23 protein-coding genes are annotated in these 21,810 nt (G+C 27.3%); 19 read left to right on the forward strand and 4 right to left on the reverse strand.

What is annotated here, in order from left to right:
* Window positions 1–1,274: MATE family efflux transporter (locus VLM92_RS09195; protein WP_325276044.1), on the reverse strand; the 1,274-nt coding region annotated here is incomplete at its 3' end.
* Between the two features lie 89 nt (window positions 1,275–1,363).
* Between VLM92_RS09195 and VLM92_RS09200 the strand changes: the two genes are divergently transcribed.
* The 16 genes from VLM92_RS09200 (at window position 1,364) to VLM92_RS09275 (ending at window position 14,947) form a co-directional block, all read left to right on the forward strand.
* Window positions 1,364–2,164 carry a helix-turn-helix domain-containing protein gene (locus VLM92_RS09200; protein WP_325276045.1) on the forward strand — a complete coding sequence of 267 codons (801 nt, stop codon included), beginning with the start codon at window positions 1,364–1,366 and terminating at the stop codon, window positions 2,162–2,164.
* Window positions 2,165–2,231: 67 nt separating this feature from the next.
* A complete protein-coding gene (locus tag VLM92_RS09205) occupies window positions 2,232–2,495 on the forward strand; it encodes a hypothetical protein (protein ID WP_325276046.1) in 264 nt (87 codons plus the stop codon).
* 170 nt (window positions 2,496–2,665) lie between these two features.
* Entirely contained in the window at window positions 2,666–3,643 is a 978-nt protein-coding gene (gene bioB, locus VLM92_RS09210) for a biotin synthase BioB (protein ID WP_325276047.1), read from the forward strand.
* A 9-nt stretch (window positions 3,644–3,652) separates the two neighbouring features.
* The gene (gene bioD, locus VLM92_RS09215) at window positions 3,653–4,354 is read left to right on the forward strand and encodes a dethiobiotin synthase (protein WP_325276048.1); all 702 of its coding nucleotides are present in this window, start codon (window positions 3,653–3,655) and stop codon (window positions 4,352–4,354) included.
* Window positions 4,355–4,373: 19 nt separating this feature from the next.
* Window positions 4,374–5,732, forward strand: a complete 1,359-nt coding sequence (gene bioA, locus VLM92_RS09220; RefSeq protein WP_331681735.1) for an adenosylmethionine--8-amino-7-oxononanoate transaminase — start codon at window positions 4,374–4,376, stop codon at window positions 5,730–5,732.
* A gap of 26 nt (window positions 5,733–5,758) precedes the next feature.
* On the forward strand, window positions 5,759–6,262 hold the full coding sequence (locus tag VLM92_RS09225) for a hypothetical protein (protein ID WP_325276049.1): 504 nt from the start codon (window positions 5,759–5,761) through the stop codon (window positions 6,260–6,262).
* Between the two features lie 5 nt (window positions 6,263–6,267).
* The gene (locus VLM92_RS09230; protein WP_325276050.1) at window positions 6,268–7,050 is read left to right on the forward strand and encodes a 6-carboxyhexanoate--CoA ligase; all 783 of its coding nucleotides are present in this window, start codon (window positions 6,268–6,270) and stop codon (window positions 7,048–7,050) included.
* A gap of 65 nt (window positions 7,051–7,115) precedes the next feature.
* Window positions 7,116–8,267 carry an 8-amino-7-oxononanoate synthase gene (bioF, locus tag VLM92_RS09235; RefSeq protein WP_325276051.1) on the forward strand — a complete coding sequence of 384 codons (1,152 nt, stop codon included), beginning with the start codon at window positions 7,116–7,118 and terminating at the stop codon, window positions 8,265–8,267.
* A 122-nt stretch (window positions 8,268–8,389) separates the two neighbouring features.
* On the forward strand, window positions 8,390–8,887 hold the full coding sequence (locus VLM92_RS09240) for a metallophosphoesterase family protein (RefSeq protein ID WP_325276052.1): 498 nt from the start codon (window positions 8,390–8,392) through the stop codon (window positions 8,885–8,887).
* Between the two features lie 21 nt (window positions 8,888–8,908).
* Entirely contained in the window at window positions 8,909–9,745 is an 837-nt protein-coding gene (locus VLM92_RS09245; protein WP_325276053.1) for a DUF5685 family protein, read from the forward strand.
* Window positions 9,738–10,175, forward strand: coding sequence for a hypothetical protein (locus VLM92_RS09250; protein WP_325276054.1), 438 nt, complete (start codon window positions 9,738–9,740; stop codon window positions 10,173–10,175). Before VLM92_RS09245 ends, VLM92_RS09250 begins: the two co-directional genes overlap by 8 nt.
* Before the next feature lie 9 nt (window positions 10,176–10,184).
* A complete protein-coding gene (locus tag VLM92_RS09255) occupies window positions 10,185–10,676 on the forward strand; it encodes a hypothetical protein (protein WP_325276055.1) in 492 nt (163 codons plus the stop codon).
* A gap of 118 nt (window positions 10,677–10,794) precedes the next feature.
* Window positions 10,795–11,466: a response regulator transcription factor gene (locus VLM92_RS09260; protein WP_325276056.1), complete on the forward strand. Its 672-nt coding sequence runs from the start codon at window positions 10,795–10,797 to the stop codon at window positions 11,464–11,466.
* Window positions 11,456–12,691 (forward strand): HAMP domain-containing sensor histidine kinase, encoded by a 1,236-nt coding sequence (locus tag VLM92_RS09265; protein WP_325276057.1) that lies wholly within the window; start codon window positions 11,456–11,458, stop codon window positions 12,689–12,691. The genes VLM92_RS09260 and VLM92_RS09265 overlap by 11 nt, the downstream gene beginning before the upstream one ends.
* A 67-nt stretch (window positions 12,692–12,758) precedes the next feature.
* A complete protein-coding gene (locus VLM92_RS09270; RefSeq protein WP_325276058.1) occupies window positions 12,759–14,255 on the forward strand; it encodes an ABC transporter permease in 1,497 nt (498 codons plus the stop codon).
* Window positions 14,256–14,266: 11 nt separating this feature from the next.
* Window positions 14,267–14,947 carry an ABC transporter ATP-binding protein gene (locus VLM92_RS09275; RefSeq protein WP_325276059.1) on the forward strand — a complete coding sequence of 227 codons (681 nt, stop codon included), beginning with the start codon at window positions 14,267–14,269 and terminating at the stop codon, window positions 14,945–14,947.
* An 87-nt stretch (window positions 14,948–15,034) separates the two neighbouring features.
* Here VLM92_RS09275 and VLM92_RS09280 read toward each other — a convergent pair whose 3' ends face one another.
* The gene (locus tag VLM92_RS09280) at window positions 15,035–15,763 is read right to left on the reverse strand and encodes an HAD-IB family hydrolase (protein WP_325276060.1); all 729 of its coding nucleotides are present in this window, start codon (window positions 15,761–15,763) and stop codon (window positions 15,035–15,037) included.
* Between the two features lie 284 nt (window positions 15,764–16,047).
* Here VLM92_RS09280 and VLM92_RS09285 point away from each other — a divergent pair, with 284 nt between their 5' ends.
* A complete protein-coding gene (locus VLM92_RS09285) occupies window positions 16,048–17,130 on the forward strand; it encodes a hypothetical protein (protein ID WP_325276061.1) in 1,083 nt (360 codons plus the stop codon).
* Between the two features lie 224 nt (window positions 17,131–17,354).
* Here the strand turns inward: VLM92_RS09285 and VLM92_RS09290 are convergent, their stop codons facing one another.
* Window positions 17,355–17,825 (reverse strand): hypothetical protein, encoded by a 471-nt coding sequence (locus VLM92_RS09290; protein WP_325276062.1) that lies wholly within the window; start codon window positions 17,823–17,825, stop codon window positions 17,355–17,357.
* 196 nt (window positions 17,826–18,021) lie between these two features.
* Between VLM92_RS09290 and VLM92_RS09295 the strand changes: the two genes are divergently transcribed.
* Both VLM92_RS09295 and VLM92_RS09300 read left to right on the forward strand, forming a co-directional pair.
* Window positions 18,022–18,390, forward strand: a complete 369-nt coding sequence (locus tag VLM92_RS09295; protein ID WP_325276063.1) for a metalloregulator ArsR/SmtB family transcription factor — start codon at window positions 18,022–18,024, stop codon at window positions 18,388–18,390.
* A gap of 11 nt (window positions 18,391–18,401) precedes the next feature.
* The gene (locus VLM92_RS09300) at window positions 18,402–20,765 is read left to right on the forward strand and encodes a heavy metal translocating P-type ATPase (protein ID WP_325276064.1); all 2,364 of its coding nucleotides are present in this window, start codon (window positions 18,402–18,404) and stop codon (window positions 20,763–20,765) included.
* A 94-nt stretch (window positions 20,766–20,859) separates the two neighbouring features.
* On the opposite strand, the gene trhA is transcribed toward VLM92_RS09300, so the two are convergent.
* On the reverse strand, window positions 20,860–21,507 hold the full coding sequence (gene trhA, locus VLM92_RS09305) for a PAQR family membrane homeostasis protein TrhA (RefSeq protein WP_325276065.1): 648 nt from the start codon (window positions 21,505–21,507) through the stop codon (window positions 20,860–20,862).
* Window positions 21,508–21,810: the final 303 nt, after the last annotated feature.

Consider the following 21,810-nt stretch of genomic DNA (forward strand, 5'->3'; position numbering starts at 1 on the left):
ACTATACGATTAGCTAATATAAATCCTAAAACTTCACATAAAACTATAGATATCCAGATACCTGTATTGCCTAACATAAATGGTAAAATCATAATGGTTAATATGTTAAATGTAATTCCTCTATTAAATGAAACTATATTGGCATATCTTGTTTGTTCGGTAGCTAATAAGTAGTTTATATAAACTATATTTATAGAAGCTATGACAAATGATAAGAAGTAAATTTTAATAGCAGAAGAAGTGAAATCTATAAGCTGAGGTTCAGTTGTAAATACTCCTACTATTAATTCACCAAATATAAATAAAGTTAAATATATTATTAAAGATAATATAAAATTAGTTTTTATAGCTAACTTAAATAAATAATTTACAGTATAGCTATCTTCCTTACCATGATAGAAGCTAAGTAGAGGTTGAACTCCTTGGGACACACCAATAAACAAAGCTATTAATATAGTTATCAAATATCCTATTATACCAAACGAAGATACACCAAGATCTCCTATTCTTTGTGATATTACTATATTATACACAAGTATATTAACTGGACTTGCAAGTTGAACTATAAGTTCAGGTGTACCAGTCTTTAATATATTTATACAATCATCTAATTTTATTTTTAATAAATATAATTTAAGATTACCTTTTTTTAATATAAAGTGAGTACTTAAAACTATTAAACTAAATATTTGACCAAGTCCAGATGCTATAGCAGCACCCTTTATTCCCATATCAAATTTAAATATAAATAGATAGTCTAAAATTATATTTGAAAGAGCACCTATTATAAGTGAAATCATAGCAAGCTTTGGATTGTTATCATTTCTTACAAAAGCACTTAAAGATAAACTTAAACAAAAAAATATACCAAATATTAAATAAGACGACATATAGTCACTAGAAAGAGGAAGTAAATTTTGACTTGCTCCTAATAGTAAGCTAAGTTGTTTGCTAAATAATATGCCACCAATAGATATTGAAATAGATATTAAAATCACTATACTCATACTTTTTATGAATATATCATTACCTTTTTTAAAATCATTCAATCCATACTGAATAGACATCAAGGTACACCCACCCATAGTGACCATCATAGTAAATGCAGTTAAAAGAGATATATACGGAAGTGTAATGTTTACAGCTCCAAGTGCCTCAGCTCCAACACCTCTACCCACAAATATTCCATCGACTACTATATAAAGTGCTGATACTAACATACCTATTACTGAAGGGATAACATATTTAAAGAAATCTTTTTTTATATTAGTCACTATCTTAACCTCCTTATTAATTGACTTTTCATAAGACATATATTAAACTATGCCCTAAGGTCAAGGTCAATTAAATATAGGAGGGTTTTATGAAAAAGTATTTTTCTATAGGAGAAACATCAAAATTAAACGATATTACACCAAAAGCACTTAGACTCTATGATAAAATGGGAATATTAAAACCTGCACATATAGATGAAGATAGTGGATATAGATACTATTCTGTAGACCAATTCATACATATAGATGTTATAAAATACAGCAAGAGTATAGGAATACCTTTAAAAGAGATAAAGGAAATCTTTGATAAAGGAGATACTAAGTTATTCATGGGCTTCTTAGAAAAACAAGAGGAAATTGCAAGAAAAGAGATAAAGAAATTAGAAAATATTTTAAGTGATATAAATAATCTAAAGCAATATATGGAGTATTCTTTTTATAAAGAAGAAAGTTTTGAGTTTTTTGAAAGACAGATAGATAAAAGATATGTTGTAAAATCAGTATTAATAAAAGAAGATACCTATGAAAGTGTGGCAATAAAGCACAAAAATTTATATAAGGTATTCGAAAAACTCGACTTAAATATGGATATAGAAATTGGTTATTTTTTAGATATAGATAGCATTAAAAAAGGGGTGATAGATAGAAAGGCTATATACATAGGTGTTAATAATGTAAATGAAAATAATAAAGAAAATGTAGATGAGATACCTAAGGGAAGATACTTATGTATAAATTACAAGGAAAAAGATAGAGCTATTGTAAAAGAGAAAGTTGAATGTTATATAGATAAGCACAATATAAATAGTGATGTTGTTATAGAAATGGAATTATTAAATGATGTTTTTGACTATTCTAATATAACTTATGAATTACAGATACTTATTTAGGTATAGATATATTTGAATTTATATATACTTTTATTAGAAGGATTATAAAATCTTGGAGGTATATATAATGAAAATGTATACAAGGAAAAAAGGATATAGAAAGGGAACTGAAAATAATGTTCCAAATGTACTTGCATTTACTATGATTAGAAATTTTTTATCTGATAAAAATTATAAACAGGTGAGACGAGAGTATTTTATTAATAACTTGAACACCAATCAAATAAATCAGGCTATGAGAGATATAAAGTGGTTATTTAAAGAATACAAAGGTTTAGATGCTATTACCATAGAGAATGTTGATGGTGATATAAACAAAATTAGACTATAATATGAAGCAAAAATAAAAATACACTCATAAACAATCAATTGTTTAGGGGTGTATTTTTATGCATGAATGTAAACTTATAAAATAAAAATGGTTGACCTAAATAATAAAAACTATTATTATTAAATTAGTAAACCTGAGAATGTAACAAGGTTTACTAATAGGAGGTATAAATGATAGATAAAATTAATTCATTGAAAAAACAGATATTGAATGGAAATTTAATTACATATGAAGAAGCATTAGACCTTATAAATATAGAAATAAATGATGAAAAGAGTTTAAATGAATTATTTAAAGCTGCAAATGAAATAAGAAAAAAATTCATGGGTAGTAAGGCTGATTTATGTACAATAATGAATGCAAAGTCAGGCAAGTGTAGTGAAGATTGTAGATTCTGTGCTCAATCGGGGCATTACAATACAGGAGTAGAAGAATATTCATTACTTAGCTATAAAGACATATTAAAAAGAGCTAAAGAAATGGAAGAAAAGGGAGTACATAGATTTTCGTTAGTAACAAGTGGCAGAGGAGTTAAGGGGGAAGAGTTTGATAAAGTAGTTGATATATATAGAAGACTACACAAAGACACAAATTTAAGTCTTTGCGCATCATTAGGAATAATAGATTATCAACAAGCTAAAAAATTAAAAGAAGCTGGAGTGGAAATGTATCACCATAATGTTGAAACATCTAAGGATAACTATAAAAATATATGCACAACACATACATATGAAGATAGAATTCAAACGATAAAAAATGTGCAAAAATCAGGAATGGAGCTTTGTGTAGGTGGTATATTGGGTCTTGATGAAAGTAAAGAACAAAGGCTAAAGATGGCATTTGAAATAAGAGAATTAAATATAAAATCAATACCATTAAATATTTTAAATCCAATAAAAAATACACCTATGGAAAATTGCAAAAAATTAGAACCGTTAGAAATATTAAAGACTATGGCAGTATATAGATTTGTAAATCCATCTGCATATATAAGATATGCAGGAGGTAGAATGTCACTTAAAGGATATGAAGAACTAGGTTTTAATGGAGGAGTAAATTCAGCGTTAGTTGGAGATTATTTAACTACGATAGGGTCAAATATACAAGATGATAAACAAATGATAATTTGCCAAGATTTTGAAATATAGAGGTGCACTATGGGAAGAGGTATTTTTATAATAGGAACAGATACTGATGTGGGGAAAACTTTTGTTACAGGCGGGCTTACATATTTATTAAAACAAAACGGATACAACGTAATATCATATAAACCTATTCAAAGCGGTGGAATTGTAAGTGAAGACTATAAAACTTTAATTCCTCCTGATTGTAAATACATAAAAGAAATTTGTAATTTAGACAATGATTACAATGAGATGAATACATATTGCTTAAGAGAAGAAGTATCACCACATTTAGCAGCAAGGATAGAAAATATAGATATTATAAAGCAAGAGATAATATGTCATTATAAAAAACTTATAAATAAATATGATTATGTTATCGTGGAAGGTGCTGGTGGAATAGTGGTACCTTTGATTGAAGATAAATACTTTGTATATGATTTAATCAAAGATTTAAATCTTGACACAGTGATTGTATCAAGGGCAGGTGTAGGAACTATAAACCATACTGTTCTTACTGTAGAGTTTCTAAAGAAACATAATATTAATATTAAGGGTATTATTATAAATCAGTACAGTAATAAGTTTTATGAAGATGACAATATTGAAATGATTAAAAAATTGACTCAGTTAGGTATAGTACAAAAGATAAATAAGATAGAAGATGTAATGTTAGAAAATATAAGAAAAGAATATGAAAAAATAGATTTAGAAAAAGTATTAAATTTATTTTAACAAAGGAGAGATATTTAAGATGAGTATGAAAAAACTTCAAGAAAAAGATTTAAAGTATATTTGGCACCCATGTTCTCAGATGAAAGATTATGAAAAATTTCCTCCAATAGTAATAGAAAAAGGTAAAGGCGTATTCTTAGAGGATGTTGAAGGGAATAAATATTTAGATGCAGTTTCATCGTGGTGGGTAAATTTATTTGGACATTCAAATCAAAGGATAAATGATGCTTTATATAAACAAGCAAATACATTAGAACATGTTATTTTTGCTAATTTTACTCATAAATCAGCTATAGAACTTTGTGAAAGAATGGTAGGATTAACTCCTGATAGATTACAAAAAGTATTCTTTGGAGATAATGGTTCTTCTTCTATAGAAATAGCATTGAAGCTAAGTTTTCAATACCATCAACAAATAGGAAAAATTAATAAAACTAGGTTTGTAAATATTTCAGATGCTTATCATGGAGAAACAATAGGTGCTTTATCTATGGGAGATGTAGATTTATATAGTAAAGTATATAAACCGATACTGCTTGACTCTGTAAAAGTAGAAGGCCCAGATTGTTTTAGATGCAAATTCAATAAGGAACGAAACACTTGTAACGCTGAATGTTTTATAAATATGGAAGAAAAGATAAATCAAATACATGAAGAAGTAAGTGCAATAATAATAGAACCCTTAGTGCAATGTGCGGCAGGTATGAAAATATACTCACCAAAATATTTAGTAAAACTAAGAGAACTATGTGATAAATACGATATAAATTTAATTGCTGATGAAATAGCAGTAGGTTTTGGAAGAACAGGCAAGATGTTTGCTTGTGAACATGCTAATATTTCACCTGATATAATGTGCTTATCAAAGGGACTTACAGCAGGATATATGCCACTTTCATTAGTTCTAATGAGTAACAAAATATATGATGCATTTTATGACGAATATAGCACTATGAAGGCATTTTTACATAGTCATAGTTATTCAGGGAATCCATTAGGATGTAGTGTTGCTTTAGAAACTTTAAATATATTTGAAGATGAAAACATATTAAAAAATAATGAAGCTAAAAGCAAATATCTAAGAAAAAAAGTAGAAAGTATATTAAAAGATATTCCACATGTGGGAGAGTATAGACAAGTAGGTATGATAGGTGCAATTGAACTAGTTAAGGATAAGTATAGTAAAGAACCTTTTGAAACAGACAAAAGAGTAGGATATAACATATATCAAAAAGCCTTGAAAAAAGGAGTTCTTTTAAGAGCTTTAGGTAATATAATTTACTTTATGCCACCATATGTAATAAATGAAGAAGAAATTGATTTTATGGTACAAGTTGCTAGAGATAGTATAATAGAATATTTCAATGAAAATAAATAAATTTTAAGTAAAGAAAGGAATTAGAGATGAATAGTAAGAGTAGAGAAATAACACTAACAGCTTTATTAGCTGTCATAATTTCGATATCAGGGACTTTTAAATTACCAGGCATAATACCGGGTACAGAATTCCAGATGTCAGCACCAATAGCAATAGGTATATGTGCAACATTTGGATTCAAAAGATATATAACGGCTGGTATAATAGCTAGCTTTATAAATTTGATTATGGGAACGCACACAATATTAAATGTAGTTGTAGCTATGGTATTTAGAATTGTAGCTGGGGGACTAATAAGTTATTTAGGGCCTGGAATTATAATTGTTTCGTTAGCAGGTCCCATAGGATCACTTGTAGGTAGACTAGTAATGTCATTCATAGTAGGAACACCGGTAAAAGCATTAATTTTAGCTGCATTACCAGGAATGGTTTATACACTACTATCTTCATATTTTATTTATAAAGTAATAGAAAAAATAGTTAAAAACACACCATATAATAATTTTATTAAGTCTGTAGAAGTAGGATAAAAAATATGACATTATATAGTGTAAAAATGAGGTCTTCAAAAGAAGATAGTCATATATCAGGAACAGAAAGTATAGTCAAAGAAAGCGACTTAGAAAAAGCTATTAACTTGTTAGTTAAAAGAGCATTATCTCATTCGAAAGGCAGTGCTGATTTTATAAATATAAAAGTGGAAGAATTAAAACAACAAGATATAGAAATGATAAAACCATTAGAAGTTACAACTATTGATGTAGAAGATTACAAGCAAGGATTAAACTCAGTGGAACTGGTATTAGGAAAACTAGGAATAGACAATGAAAAAGCTAGTAAGATATTAAAATTACTTATGGATATAAAGGACATGAGGGGCGCTATATTACTTGATATTAATACAATGGAACGACTAGAGTATGATAAAAATAGAGGAATAAGAGCTACTTACATGGATTTTGAAAGTTCTAAATTAGATCATTTAAGTAAAGAAAAAGTATATAGTGCACATTTTATAGAAGCTTTAGCACTTGCTACAAAAGTAATAAATTGTCCCTATATAATAGGAGAAGTTTGTTACTCAGATGATCCAGATTATACAGCTGGTTATGTAGCATCTAAAGAGTACGGGTATATTAGGTTTCCTTATCTAAAAAAATTAGGAGATACAAATGGAGGAAGGATATTTTTATATGATTCATCTATTGATGACCTTGATAAGTGTATAGATTATATTGAAAATAAAAAGATACTTATAAAAGATGATATAATCTTTAATGAAAATATACCTTATGAAAAATTTATAAATCTTAAGTAATCAAAGGGACTGTCTATCAGTCCTTTTTAAATTATCAAATTATAAAAATTTAGTAGGAGAGGTATATGTTTGATATTAACAATAAATTAAAATTTATAAAAGAAAATAATTTATATAGAGAAATTAGATACTTAAGCATGCCACAAGATAAGGTTACGATAATAGATGGAAGAAGAGTGCTTTTAATGTCATCAAATAACTATTTAGGTCTTTGTAACCATCATAAAGTAAAGCAAGCAGCAATTGATGCTATAAAGGAATATGGATTAGGGTCAGGAGGTTCTAGGTTAACAACGGGGAGCTATGATTTACACAAAAAATTAGAAAAAAAGATAGCCAAATTTAAAGGATGTGAAGCAGCCTTGATTTTTAATACTGGATATATGGCTAATGTAGGCGTTATATCTGCTATATGCAATGAAGATTATTATATATTTAGTGATGAACTAAATCATGCAAGTATAATAGATGGTTGCAGACTTTCTAAAGGAAAAGTAATAGTTTATAAGCACAATGATATAAAAGATTTAGAGGATAAAGTAAAAGCTATTAATCCTAAAAAAGGAATTATAGTCACAGATAGTGTATTTAGTATGGATGGCGATATTGCAAACATACCTGAAATTATAAGAATAGGGAAAGAAAATAATTTACTTACCATGGTAGATGAAGCACATGCTACAGGTGTTATAGGTAATAATGGAAAAGGAAGTAGTGAATACTTTAGTTGTGATGTAGATATAACTGTAGGAACTTTAAGTAAGGCAATAGGTAGTGAAGGTGGATTTGTATGTGGTAATAAGGAAATTATTGATTACTTAAAAAATAAGGCAAGAAGTTTTATATTCTCAACTGCATTATCTCCAGCAGTGATAAATGGTGCTATTGCTAGTTTTGATGTACTTAAAAATGACAATAGCTTAGTTAGAAAACTTCAATCTAATGTATCATACTTATGCAAAGGATTAAGAAATATAGGTTTTGATATTAATAGTGAAAGTCCGATCATACCGATAATTATAGGTGAAGAAGACAAAGCAGTTGAATTTAGTAATAGATTACTAGAAGAAGGAATTTACATACCAGCAATAAGATATCCTACTGTAAAGAAAGGTAAAGCAAGGCTTAGAATGACCGTTATGGCAACTCATAGTTACGAGGACATTGATTTTGTTATACAGAAGATAAATGAGATTAAAAAGTATATTAAGTTATAATATATTTATGTGTTAAAAAAATCCGTTATAATCAAGATATAACGGATTTTTTGGTATAGCAAAATTTTATAATTTATTTTGGGTATAATTAGTAATATAAAAAGTATTAAGGAGAAATGATTATGATTATAGGATTAATATCAGACACGCATGGGCTACTTAGAAAAGAAGTAGTGGAAAAGCTAAGAGGTTGTGATTTGATAATTCATGCAGGAGATATAGGTAAAATTGAAGTAGTAGAAAAATTAAAAGATATAGCACAAACGGAATTAGTAAAAGGGAATTGTGATAAAAATATAGATAGTAATATAATGCCAGAAGAAAAGATTATAGAAGTTAGAGATAAAAGAATATATTTAATTCACGATATAGAGAAATTAAAAGTAGATTTAAAGAAAGAAAATATAGACATTGTAGTATATGGACATTCGCATAAGAAGAATATATATACAGAAAATGGTATAATATATATAAATCCGGGTTCAATAGGACCTAAAAGATTTAAACTTCCTACAACAATGGCAAAGTTATATATTGATGAGAAAGAAAAAAATAAAGATATATTAACAGACGACATATTTGAATTAAATGAGTACTATGTTGAATTTATAAATATTTAAAGTGAATAGAAAGGATAAAATATGTTTGGTTATGTAAAAATAAATAAGATGGATTTAACCTTTAGAGAATATGAACATTATCGAGGATACTATTGTGGCCTATGTAAATATCTAAAAGACAATCATGGTGAAATATCAAGGCTATCATTAAACTATGATATAACATTTTTGATATTAATATTATCATCAGTATATAGATCTAAACCAACAGTTCTTGAAGAAGGATGTATAGTCAATCCATTTAAAAAGAAAAAGAAAATAATAAATGAAATAACAGAATACGCAGCAAGTATGAATGTTCTTCTTACATATTATAAATTAGAAGATAATTTAAAAGATGATAAGGGCATAAAAGATATATTAGCATATAATATATATAAGGGTAAGCTAAAATTAGCATATGAAAAGTATCCTAAAAAAGCAGAAGTTATAAAAAAACAATTAGATATATTATACAATTTAGAGCAAGAAAAAATCATAAATATAGACTTAGTGTCAAATACTTTTGGGAATCTTATGTCAGAAATATTTGCATATAAGGAAGATGAATTTGAAAAAGACTTAAGAAAAATAGGATTTAATATAGGTAAGTATATATATTTACTTGATGCATATGAAGATTTAGATAAAGACTATGAAAAAGGAAGATATAATCCTTTTATAGAATACATAGACAAAAGAGAAGATTTAAAAATAAAGGTAGATAAACTTATAAGCATGTCTTTAGGTATGTTAGGAAAAAGTATAGATAATTTAAACTTAAAAGTAAACACTGGAATAATAGAGAATATTGTTTATTCTGGAGTTTACCTTAGATATCAAAATATATTAGAAAAAGGGTGTGAAACGAATGTATAGTAACACATACAATAATGAAAATTTTATAAATGTAAGAAAATTTATTGAGAGCAATGAATTTGAAAAAGCATATCAGTTCTTAAAGAACTTAAGTGAAAAATGTGCGACATGGTACTATCTAAATGGTATTTCTGCTATGAACATAGGATACTATGAAGAAGGAGAAGAAAGTATAAAGAAAGCTAATACTATGGATCCTGAAAATATAGAATATAAACAAGCATTAGATACATTTAATTTTTATAGAGATGATTATAGAGACAGATCATATAGATATAATAGAAGAAGACGTAGAGATTTAGATGGATGTTGCTGTTGCTGTTGTGACGACTGCTGCTGTGGAGATGATTGTTGTGAAGACTGTATGAAATTATGGTGCTTAGACTCATGTTGTGAATGCTGTGGTGGAGATTTAGTAGGGTGTTGCTAGGAGGTTACTATGAGTAAAAAAGTAGCCTGTGGAGGACTTTTATTGTCTATAAATATAATTTTACTGCTACTTATAAATGTAATACCCATAAATACCTTGTTTCTTATGGGATTAGCATCATTACCTATATCCATAGTAATAATGGAATGGGGTCCTAAAAGTGGATTTGCTTTTTATATAGCATCAGTAGTGTTAGGATTTATAGTTATGGCTAATAAAACTCATTGGATTATATATATATTAACATTTGGTATATATGGAATAGTAAAATATATAATAGAACAAGATAGATTGATATATATTGAATATTTATTAAAAATATTATTTGCTAATATGATAATGATATTACTATATTTTTTATTAAGGCCATTTGTATATATACCTATAAATATAGCTACAGTAATTGCTTTTGAAGTTGTATTTATAGTATATGACCATATATATACTACATTTATAAAGAATTACAACCAAAAGTTAAGAAAGATTATTAAAAGTATATAAATAAAATGCTATATATCTTAGAAAATAAGATATATAGCATTTTTAAATTATAAGGATGCTATAATCTTAAGGTTAATTTAAGATTAATATATATAAATAAAGGGGGAGGTGTAATTTTATGAAAATACTTGTAGTAGAAGATAACCTAGTATTAGGAGAAACTATATATGAAGGATTAAGTGGTAATTTTAAGGTGGACATAGTTGTTAATGGAGAAGATGCCTTATTTGATATAGAAAAAAATATTTATGATGTAATTATTTTAGATATAATGCTTCCAGACATAAGTGGAATGGAAATACTTAAAAAAATTAGAAACAAAAATATAAAAACACCAGTAATAATGTTAACAGCAAAAGAGGCCTTAGATGATAAGGTTGGAGCCTTTACAATGGGAGCCAATGATTATATAACGAAACCTTTTTATATGGAAGAATTGATAGCAAGAATATATGCAATTCTTAGAACTAATGGTACTATACATAGCGAAAATATAATTAAATTTAATGATTTATCTCTAAATCTAGATATAAAAAAAGAATATATAAAGGATATTGAGTTACAGATAGAAAATAAGCAATTTAATATTTTAGAATATTTTCTTTTAAATAAAGGAATTGTTTTGCTTAAGGAGCAGATTTACGATAGAATTTGGGGAATTGATTGTGAGATACCAATAGAGATAGTAGAAGTTCATATAAGCAAGCTTAGAAAACAACTAGGAGAATATGGATATAATAAATATATAAAAACTAGAAGAGGAATAGGATATATATTTGATGATAAATAAAAATATTTTATATAAAACTAAAAAGAAATTAATAATATTAAACACACTAGTAGTAGGTGTATTGTTTTTAATATTTTCTACGTTTATATATGCCTACTTTCATAATTTAACATACAAAGCAGTAGATGAAGGCTTATATAGACGGTTTGAGATTTTTATAAAAAAGTCTAAAGAAGAATTTAGAGATCCTATAACTGCTATTAATAGGCCACTAGGACCAGAAGGATATATTATATATATATTAAAAGATGGAAGAATAATACATGGATATGAAAATGATATAGCAAATTATATAAGACCTTATGAATATAACGAAGAAGTAAAAGATGGTATAACCTCATATAAATATAAAGACCATAATTTTAGAGAATTAAAAAAAACTCAAGGAGAATATACTTTAGAAATTATAAAAATAGTTGATGTAGAAGTAGGACTATTAAAACAACTAGTTTTTGTTTTATTTATGGGAATGATGTTATCTTTAGGTGCTGTTTATTTAGCTAGTAGATTTTTAACTCGAAAATCATTAGAACCAATAGAGGCATCTTGGGAAAATCAGGTCCTATTTGTTCAAGATGCCTCTCATGAACTAAGAACACCTCTTGCCATAATATTTTCTAAAGTTGAAGGAATTATAAAAAGACCTGAAAGTACAGTTGAAGATGAAATGAAAAACTTAACAATAATTATGAAAGAATCTAGAAGATTGAGAAAATTAGTATCTGATTTGTTAAAGCTAACAAAAGAAGATGCTATAGTTATGATTAATAAATCAAAATTTAACTTAGAAGAATTAGTAAAAGAAATTTTAGTGGATTATGGAGACATAGCAAGCCTTCAGGATAAGATCATAAATTTTGATAGTAAATTAAGAAATATTAATATTTACTGTGATAGGGAAAAAATAAAACAGCTTTTAATAATATTAATTGATAATGCAATGAAATATACAAACTCAGGAGATGAAATAGATATTATTTTAAGCGAGAGTATAAATTATATGAATATTATAATAAGAGATAGTGGGATAGGAATAAAAGAAGATGAGATAAAAAATATTTTTAATAGATTTTATAGAAGTAATTCTTTAAGAGGAAAAAATATAGAAGGCTCAGGAGTAGGACTTTCTATAGCTAAAACAATAATATCCACTTTAAGAGGAAATATTAAAGTGGAATCTAAATTAGGAGAAGGTACAAGCTTTTATGTAAACATACCAAAATAAAAATTTCAAACCTTAAGGTTCATTTAAGGTAGTGCATATATTATTTAAACATAAAATAAAGGAAGGAATGATAATATTGAATTTTGTGTTTAGAGCACTAAAATCATTAAAGGAAAGAAAAGGAAAGACATTTATAGTTTTTGCTATAATGTTTACGGCTTGTATAGTTATATTAGCAAGTTTTAGTATACAATCAGCAACACAGGCAGCTTCTGTGTTGGCAAGACAAAAGTTAGGAGCTAAAGTTTCTCTTGTTGTTGATCGTGAAAAACTAATGGAAAATCAATTTAAAGAACAACAAGGCTCACAAACAGGACAAAGACTAAAATTTGAAAGACCATATATACCCCTAAAGTATTTAGAAGAGTTAAAGGACTCAGAGTATATAAAAAATTATTTAATAAGTAGTACTACATCTGCAAATGTAGATGGAGTAAATCCAATTGGAAGTACGGAAGATGAGAGTACTGATAATGCTGATAATATGAAAATGCCAATGGAAATGAATAGAGGCGATTTTACAATAAATGGGGTTAATAATTTCAATAATGACGATAAGGTAAAATCATCTCAAATGACTGTAGTTGATGGGAAAGCTATAACTGATGAAGATTTAAATACTAATGTAGTTATGATAGATGAAACACTTGCAAAAGAAAATTCTTTAAAAGTAGGAGATAAAATAAACGTTACATCAACTTCAAATAACAGTGATGAAGATAGCTCTACTATAGAAGCTAAAATAGTAGGTATATATAAAGATAGTAGTGCAGTAGATGAAAATGCTTATAGATTTACAGCTATGTTACCATACAATCAAATGTATGTACCATATACATTAGCAAATCAATTAAAGGGAGTTACAGATACAGTAGATAATATAGAATTTAACTTAAATGATCCAATAGATGTAGATAAGTTCATAAAAGAAGGAGAAAAAACATCTATAGATTTTGATAAATATAAGTTAGATGGAGGAAATCAAGCTTATGAGACTATGATGGGCCCTATAGAAAATGTAGCATCATTCTCTAAGATAATGGTAGTAGTAGTTAGTATATTTGCAGGAGTGATATTATCTCTAGTAATTATGTTATCAATAAAAGATAGAGTAAATGAAATAGGAATAATTATGGCTTTAGGAGAAAAAAGAGTTAAGATAATAGCTCAATTTTTAACAGAGATTATAATAGTATTAACAGTTGCTATTTGTATATCATCGGCATTTGGAAATACAATAAGCAACACAGTGGGTGAAATTCTTATACAAAATGAAATATCTACCCAAAAACAAGAAACTAATATGGGAATGCCTTCTTTTTCAGGTGGACAAGGAAGTCATCAAGGTCCAGGAGGCAATCTTATGTCTAGAGGAATAGGTAGATTTGGAATGGATAGAGGAGAAAATGTTGAAGTTATGGATGAGCTTAATGTAAAAACTAGTGCAAGTGATATTGGGAAAATGTCTTTATGGTCACTTTTAATTGCAATAGCAGCAACTATAATTCCGGCTTCTTTTATAATGAGATTTAACCCAAAAACTATTTTAAGTAAACATAATTAAGGAGAAATATTATGGAGAATATTATATTAAGATTTGAAAATGTATCATATTCATATGAACAAAATAAAAAGATAATAGATGATATTAACATAGATTTTAAAAAGGGAAAGTTTTACACAATAGTAGGAGAATCAGGTTCGGGCAAAACTACTTTTATATCTCTTGCGGCAGGACTAGATAGTCAAACCGAAGGAGTAATTTTATATAAAGGAAAAAGTACAAAAGAAATAGGATTAGAAAAGTTTAGAAATAAAGATATGTCTATAGTATTTCAAGGATATAATTTATTAAATTATATGAGTGCATTAGAAAATATAACATCAGCAATGTCAATAAAAGGAATCAAAACTGAAAATAATAAAGAAACAGCTATAAAGATGCTTTATAGAGTAGGATTAAAAAAAGAACAAATTTATCAAAAGGTGTTAACTCTTAGTGGAGGTCAACAGCAAAGAGTAGCAATAGCAAGAGCCCTATGTTGTGAAAGTGATTTAATAATAGCTGATGAACCTACGGGAAACTTAGACGAAGAAACTTCAAAAGAGATAATAAATATATTTAAAGAAATAGTAAAAGAAGATAAAAAGACTATTATAATGGTTACTCATAATAAAAATATAGCTATAGTATCTGATGAAATATATTTGATGAAGGACAAAAATCTAACTGAGCTAGATAGAAATTTAATATAAAGCTAAAAAAGGAGTTGCCTCAAAAATTTTATCTTTTGGGACAGCCCCTTTTATTTTGTATTATATCTTTAAAATAATAGGTTTTTATTATATATCAAGGGTATTTACATCAGATGATAAAGAGTAAACTATATCTTTTCTTTCTATAATTATTTTAGCACACTTTGATATATGTTCATCATTTGATATATGATTTAAAAGTTCTTTTGTAGGATTTATAGCAATAGGATTACCAACTCTTCTTAACATATTTATGTCTCCATTAGTGTCTCCATATGCATAAGATTTAGATAAATCTATATCATATTTTTCGATAAAATTATTTATAGCAAGATTTTTACTTGAAGAGTCCCACATTGGTATTACTGTGCCATTAAAAACTTCATTTTCAAATACATAATCACTGCCTATAAAATCTGTAACATTATATTTTTCAGCCATTTTTTCAACTAAAAAATTAGGGCTGCCAGAGATAAAGATTACGATATGATTGTTATCTAAATGCCACTTTATTCTTGAACGAGTGTATTTATAAACTCTATCAGATTTAAGCTTTATAACTTGATCACTAGTAAAGTCAATGCAAGTTTTATCAAGACCTATTAAAGATTTTACGTATAGTTCACATACATTATCCAAGTAATCATCATAGTTTCCTTGTCTTTTGTCCCAATCCATGAAAGTATCTCTTGCATGTTCATACCAAGCTTTTTGATCGATTATATCATATTTAATTAATTTTTTAAAATGTTCAACCATAAGAGAGTCTCTATAAAGAGTACCGTCTATATCAAAAAAAGCTGCTATGTTTTTCATAAATATCACCTCGATTAAGCATTTATTTTATTATATTACAAATTTTATATAAGTTGTAAAAATATATGAAATAAATTAAAATTCTTTTTATAATACAATCTAATTTAGACTATAATGTATACTTAATAGCTATAATTAATTATTAAAGTATAATTAGTTTATAGTATATTCTTAAACATATACGTTAATAACAAATTATATTAATTGTTATAAATATAATTATGAAATTTTAGATTTAGATATAGAAAATATTAAATACACATAAAAAATAAGGATGTGATTTTATGAAATTCAATTTTGCTAAAGTAACAAATTCAAGGCTTATGGGAAGTATGGGACTTTTAATAAACTGGGAAAAAGATAAAGAAAATATATATCAATATTTTCTACTAGATGCAGAAGGATTAGGATTAGCTGATTATGTAAGTTTAAAAAATCCTACTAAAGATGAAGCATATAGAGAGGAAGAAAGATTAATGGGTGGATTAGGTTCTGATAGGATTAGAATATCAGAAGATGAAGCTTTATTTTTAGTTAACTATTATGGTAATAAAAATGCATATTATGAAAAATCACTTCCAGGAGATGTAGAAGAATATATAGATATAATAAATAATTATAAATCCAAAATAACAATGGAAGAAATGTACCCTAAGATATGTAAAGAAGTAACGGAAGATATAGAATTTATAAACTATATGACAATGAGATTCATAGCTTGGGATAGAGAAAGTTTAAAATACTTCTCAGGTAGTGAAGAAATTTCTAATATGCATATTACTAATATTAATGGAACTCTTTTAAAAAACCAGGTAACTAAAAAAGATAATGGAAAATATATTAGTGAAGCTTTATATGAAGATAATGATGGGTATTATGTATCTAAGATAGCTTTCAACATATCAAAAGATGGTGATAGTTTCAAAATAAATTCAATGCTAGTAACAGATAAAGAGCCTATATATGATTTTGAAGTTTTTGATGAAATATCAAAAGAAGAGTTAGTGAGCATATATGAGGTTAGTTATATTAAAGAATTTATAGAAAAGTTCTATATAGACAATCCATTTCTATTAAGAAGTGATATGGAAGAGGGAACTTTCTTCACTAGATTTAATTTTAATAATAATCATGTTAAAAATGAGGTATATGTTATAAATAATGATATGAGGGCTATATATTATCAGGTGGATAATAAGTTCTTTGTTGGAACATATAGCGAGAATGATAGAAAATATATAAATAAAATACTTCAATGCAATTATAAGGAATATATTAAACTTAAAGAAGAGTTATATTTTGAAGAAAATGTTTTATATGATTTTGTGGAATCAGGTTCAATTGATTTTGAAGATTTCTTAAATTAGATAAAATTTTATTCGCTCATGTCGCCAACGATATGACATTTGAGAGATGTATCGACGAAACATTTCGGAGACACTTAGTCTATCCATTGCTCAAAATAAAAAACAAAGCCACGACTCTAGAGTCGGTGGCTTTATTGTATTTATAATATTGGGGGAATATTATGAGGAATACATTATTATTGTAGACAAATATTATAATTTTATAACACTTATTATAAAAAAAATTACATTTCTTCCTCGTCAAATTCCTCCATGTGTATTTGGGGCATACTAGGCATCATCATATAAGGAAACATCATCCCACCAGGCATCATAGGCATCATCCCGCCAGGCATACATGGCATACCAGGCATCATAGGCATCATTCCACCGGGCATACATGGCATACCAGGCATCATCCCACCAGGCATCCCTTGCATTTGGTTTTGCATATACATATTATCTTCCATATCTTCAAAATTAGATTCACTATCTTCCATTGGATTTTGACCCATAGCAGGATTATTCATGTAAGGATTCATATAAGTTATATAACTGCCCATTGTCATATTAGGATTCATTTGATATCCAGTACAGGGAACTCCATTCATCGAATAAGGATTTGCATACATCATAGGATCTATATAAGGCATAGGGTATATATAATTAGGATCCATCTCGTTATTTTGCTTACATGAGAACATATCAAAACTCATTTTAAATCATCCCTCCTAAGAAATACTTAAATAGCTATAATAATTTATTCTAATAATATATATATTATAAAAAATAGCATTATGTGCACTTTATTAAAATTTATATAATTTAGGTTGCATAAAATAATATACTAGCATATAATTTTATATATGAATAATTGTTCATATATCGAACTGAATTTAAGGAGGCATTAATATGAGAGAAGATTTAAATACATGTGATTGTAAGGAAATACATGAGGATATAATTAGCGAAGTTAAGACAAGTATGCCAAAAGAGGAAATGTTATATGACCTAGCAGAACTGTTTAAAGTATTTGGTGATACAACAAGAATAAGGATTTTATATGCACTATTTTCAAATGAAATGTGTGTATGTGATATAGCAAGTTTACTTGGAATGACTCATTCAGCGATATCTCATCAACTTAGGGTTTTAAAACAAGCTAGATTAGTTAAATTTAGAAAAGAGGGTAAAGTAGTTTATTATTCATTAGATGATAACCATATAAGCCAAATTTTTGATTGTGGATTAAACCATATTCAAGAAACATATAAACGATAGGGGGAAGAATTATGGATGTTTCTAGTTTAATTAAAAAAGAAATAATATTAGGGGGATTGAATTGTGCACATTGTGCTCAAGTAATCAATGAAAAAGTATCAAAATTAGAAGGAGTAGAATCAGCAAACTTAAATTTTATTAATAAAAAACTTATTTTAAATATAATAGATAATTCAAATGAAGAAGAAGTTATAAAAAAAGTTATAGATATAATAAATTCAACAGAACCAGGTTTGAATATACAAGTAGTTACTAATTTGAAGAATATTAAAAGAGAGATAATATTAGGCGGGTTGAATTGTGCACATTGTGCAGAAATTATAAATGAAAAAGTAGCAAAGTTAGAAGATATTGAATCATCGAACCTAAACTTTATAAATAAGAAACTTAGCATAGAGATAAAAAAATCTGCAAATGAAAAAGATATAATAGAAAAGGTAGTAGATATAATAAATAATACTGAACCTGGATTAGATGTACAAATAAATTATGAAAAAGCTGATAAAGTTGTTACAGAGGAACATAAAAGTAATCTAGATAAAAAGGACTTAATTAAACTAATAATAGGAACAGTTGTATATATATTTGGTATATATCAAACTGCAACAGGTTTTGAAAGTCAATTTAGTAATTTAATATTTATAATAGCTTATATAATAGTAGGAGGAGAAGTACTTTTCAAAGCTTTAAAAAATGCAATAAAAGGTTATATGCTTGATGAAAACTTTTTAATGGCAATAGCGACTATAGGGGCGTTAGTAATAGGAGAACTACCAGAAGCCGTTGGAGTTATGTTATTTTATCAGATAGGAGAATTTTTACAAGGTATAGCAGTTGGAAAGTCAAGAAGGTCAATAACAGCTCTTATGCAAATCAGACCAGATTATGCGAATTTAAAAGTCGGTGCAGAAATAAACGTAGTTTCACCAGAAGAGGTAAGTGTGGGAGATATAATTGTTGTAAAACCAGGAGAAAAAGTACCATTAGACGGGTTGGTATTAGATGGAATATCAATGGTAGATACATCTGCACTTACAGGGGAATCTGTATTAAGAGAAATTTCGGTAGGAGAAGATATTTTATCAGGATTTATAAATAAAAATGCATTACTAACTATAAAGGTGACTAAAGAATTTGGAGAATCAACAGTAGCAAAAATATTAGATCTTGTTGAAAATGCAAGTAGTAAAAAATCTAAAACAGAAAACTTCATAACTAAGTTTTCCAAATATTATACACCAGTGGTAGTTATAGCAGCTACGTTAATCGCACTTGTACCACCACTTGTAATACCTAATGCTATATTTAGTGAGTGGTTATATAGAGGATTGATATTCTTAGTAGTTTCTTGTCCTTGTGCGTTAGTATTATCTATACCACTTAGTTTCTTTAGTGGAATAGGGTTTGCATCTAAAAATGGAATTTTAGTAAAGGGAAGTAACTATCTAGAGGTATTAAAAAATGTTAATACTGTAGTATTTGACAAAACAGGAACACTTACTAAAGGAGTATTTAATGTAACTAAAGTAAGTCCAGTAGGTATATCAGAAGATAAGTTATTAGAGTATGCAGCATTTGCTGAAGCTAACTCTAACCATCCTATAGCTAAATCAATATTAAAATATTATGATAAAAAAATATATTTAGATAAGACAGATAGTTATGAGGAAATCGCAGCTTATGGAGTTAAGATAAGTTATAAGGGTGAAAACATATTAGCTGGGAATGAAAAGTTAATGAGAAAAGAGAATATATTCTACTCTCCAGCTAAAGAAGTTGGAACAGTAGTTTATATAGCTGTAAATAAAATGTATAGAGGATATATAGTAATATCAGATGAAATAAAAAACGATAGTATAAAAGCTATAAAGCAATTAAAGGCTATTGGGATAAAAGAAGTTGTGATGTTAACTGGTGATAATGAGAAAGTTGCAAATAGTGTTGCTGCAGAATTAGGGTTAAATAAAGTATATTCAAATCTACTCCCTAATGAGAAAGTAGACAAGTTAGAAGAAATATACAAAGGAAAAACAGAAAAAGAGAAGATAATTTTCGTTGGAGATGGAATTAATGATGCACCAGTTTTAGCTCGTGCAGATGTTGGAATAGCTATGGGGGGATTAGGATCCGATGCTGCTATAGAAGCAGCAGATGTAGTACTTATGACAGATGAACCAATCAAAATTTCTAAGGCTATTGAAATAGCAAGAAAGACAAATAAGATAGTATGGCAAAATATAATATTTGCATTAGGTGTAAAGATTATAGTTTTAATATTAGGAGCAGGTGGAATTGCTACTATGTGGGAAGCTATATTTGCTGATGTAGGTGTTGCTTTAATCGCAGTATTAAATGCCATGAGAGCTATGAGATAATATTAAAATAAAAAACCGTAGTCAATGTAGTTTTAAAACTATATTGCTACGGTTTTATTTTTATCAAAAATTATCTATATGTATTTAGATGTATTTAGATAACAAATTTAAATACACATAAGAAATGTGTTAAAGTACCTAACATAATGAATATATGGAAAATTTCATGAAATCCAAGATACTTTGATTTGAAAAATTTTGGCTTAGTTGCATAAATTAAAGCACCTATAGTATAGAAAATTCCACCAGCAACAAGTAGTGCTAATCCTTGCGGAGAAAGAGCTTTATTCAATGGAGCCATTAAGAATATAGAAATCCAACCCATTGCAACATAGATAAGAGTAGAAATCCATCTAGGGCAGTTAAACCAAATTAATTTAAAACACACCCCTGCAACTGCAGCTGCAAATATTATTCCAAATAGTATCCAACCAGTTGGACCATTTAATGCGATTAAGCAAAATGGAGTATATGAACCTGCTATCAATACAAATATCATAGCATGATCTAACCTTCTTAAGAAATTTATAACTTTATCACTAGAAACAACTAGGTGATAAGTTGCAGAAGCAGCATATAAAAGAATCATGCTAAGCCCAAATATTATCACAGCAGTCAATGCTATGGTAGAAGGGCTATTTAGTGTAGTTTTTATTACTAATGCTAATAAGCCAATAAAAGATAGAACAGCGCCTGCAAGATGCGTAAATCCATTTATTGGTTCTCTAAGATAATTATTCATAGAATACCTCCCTAATTATATAGAAATTATTATTTTAATTATATATACATATATTTACCCATAAATTTTAAAAATAATAAAAATATTTATAGTATAGTAATATTATACTCTATATCATTGAGGGATATATGCTTTTACGAATAAAAATAAATAAAATATAATAGCGTAAATTGTAGATGTAATTATACTTTAGAGTTATTTATAATCTTAAAAATAATAAATTTATAAAAAAAATTTCAAAAAAGTATTGACGATATCATTTTAAGATGATAAAGTATTACTTGTCCTTAAGAAAAGGGCAAA

This window comes from Romboutsia sp. (assembly GCF_035470145.1).
In the GTDB taxonomy this organism is placed as follows: Bacteria; Bacillota; Clostridia; order Peptostreptococcales; family Peptostreptococcaceae; genus Romboutsia_D.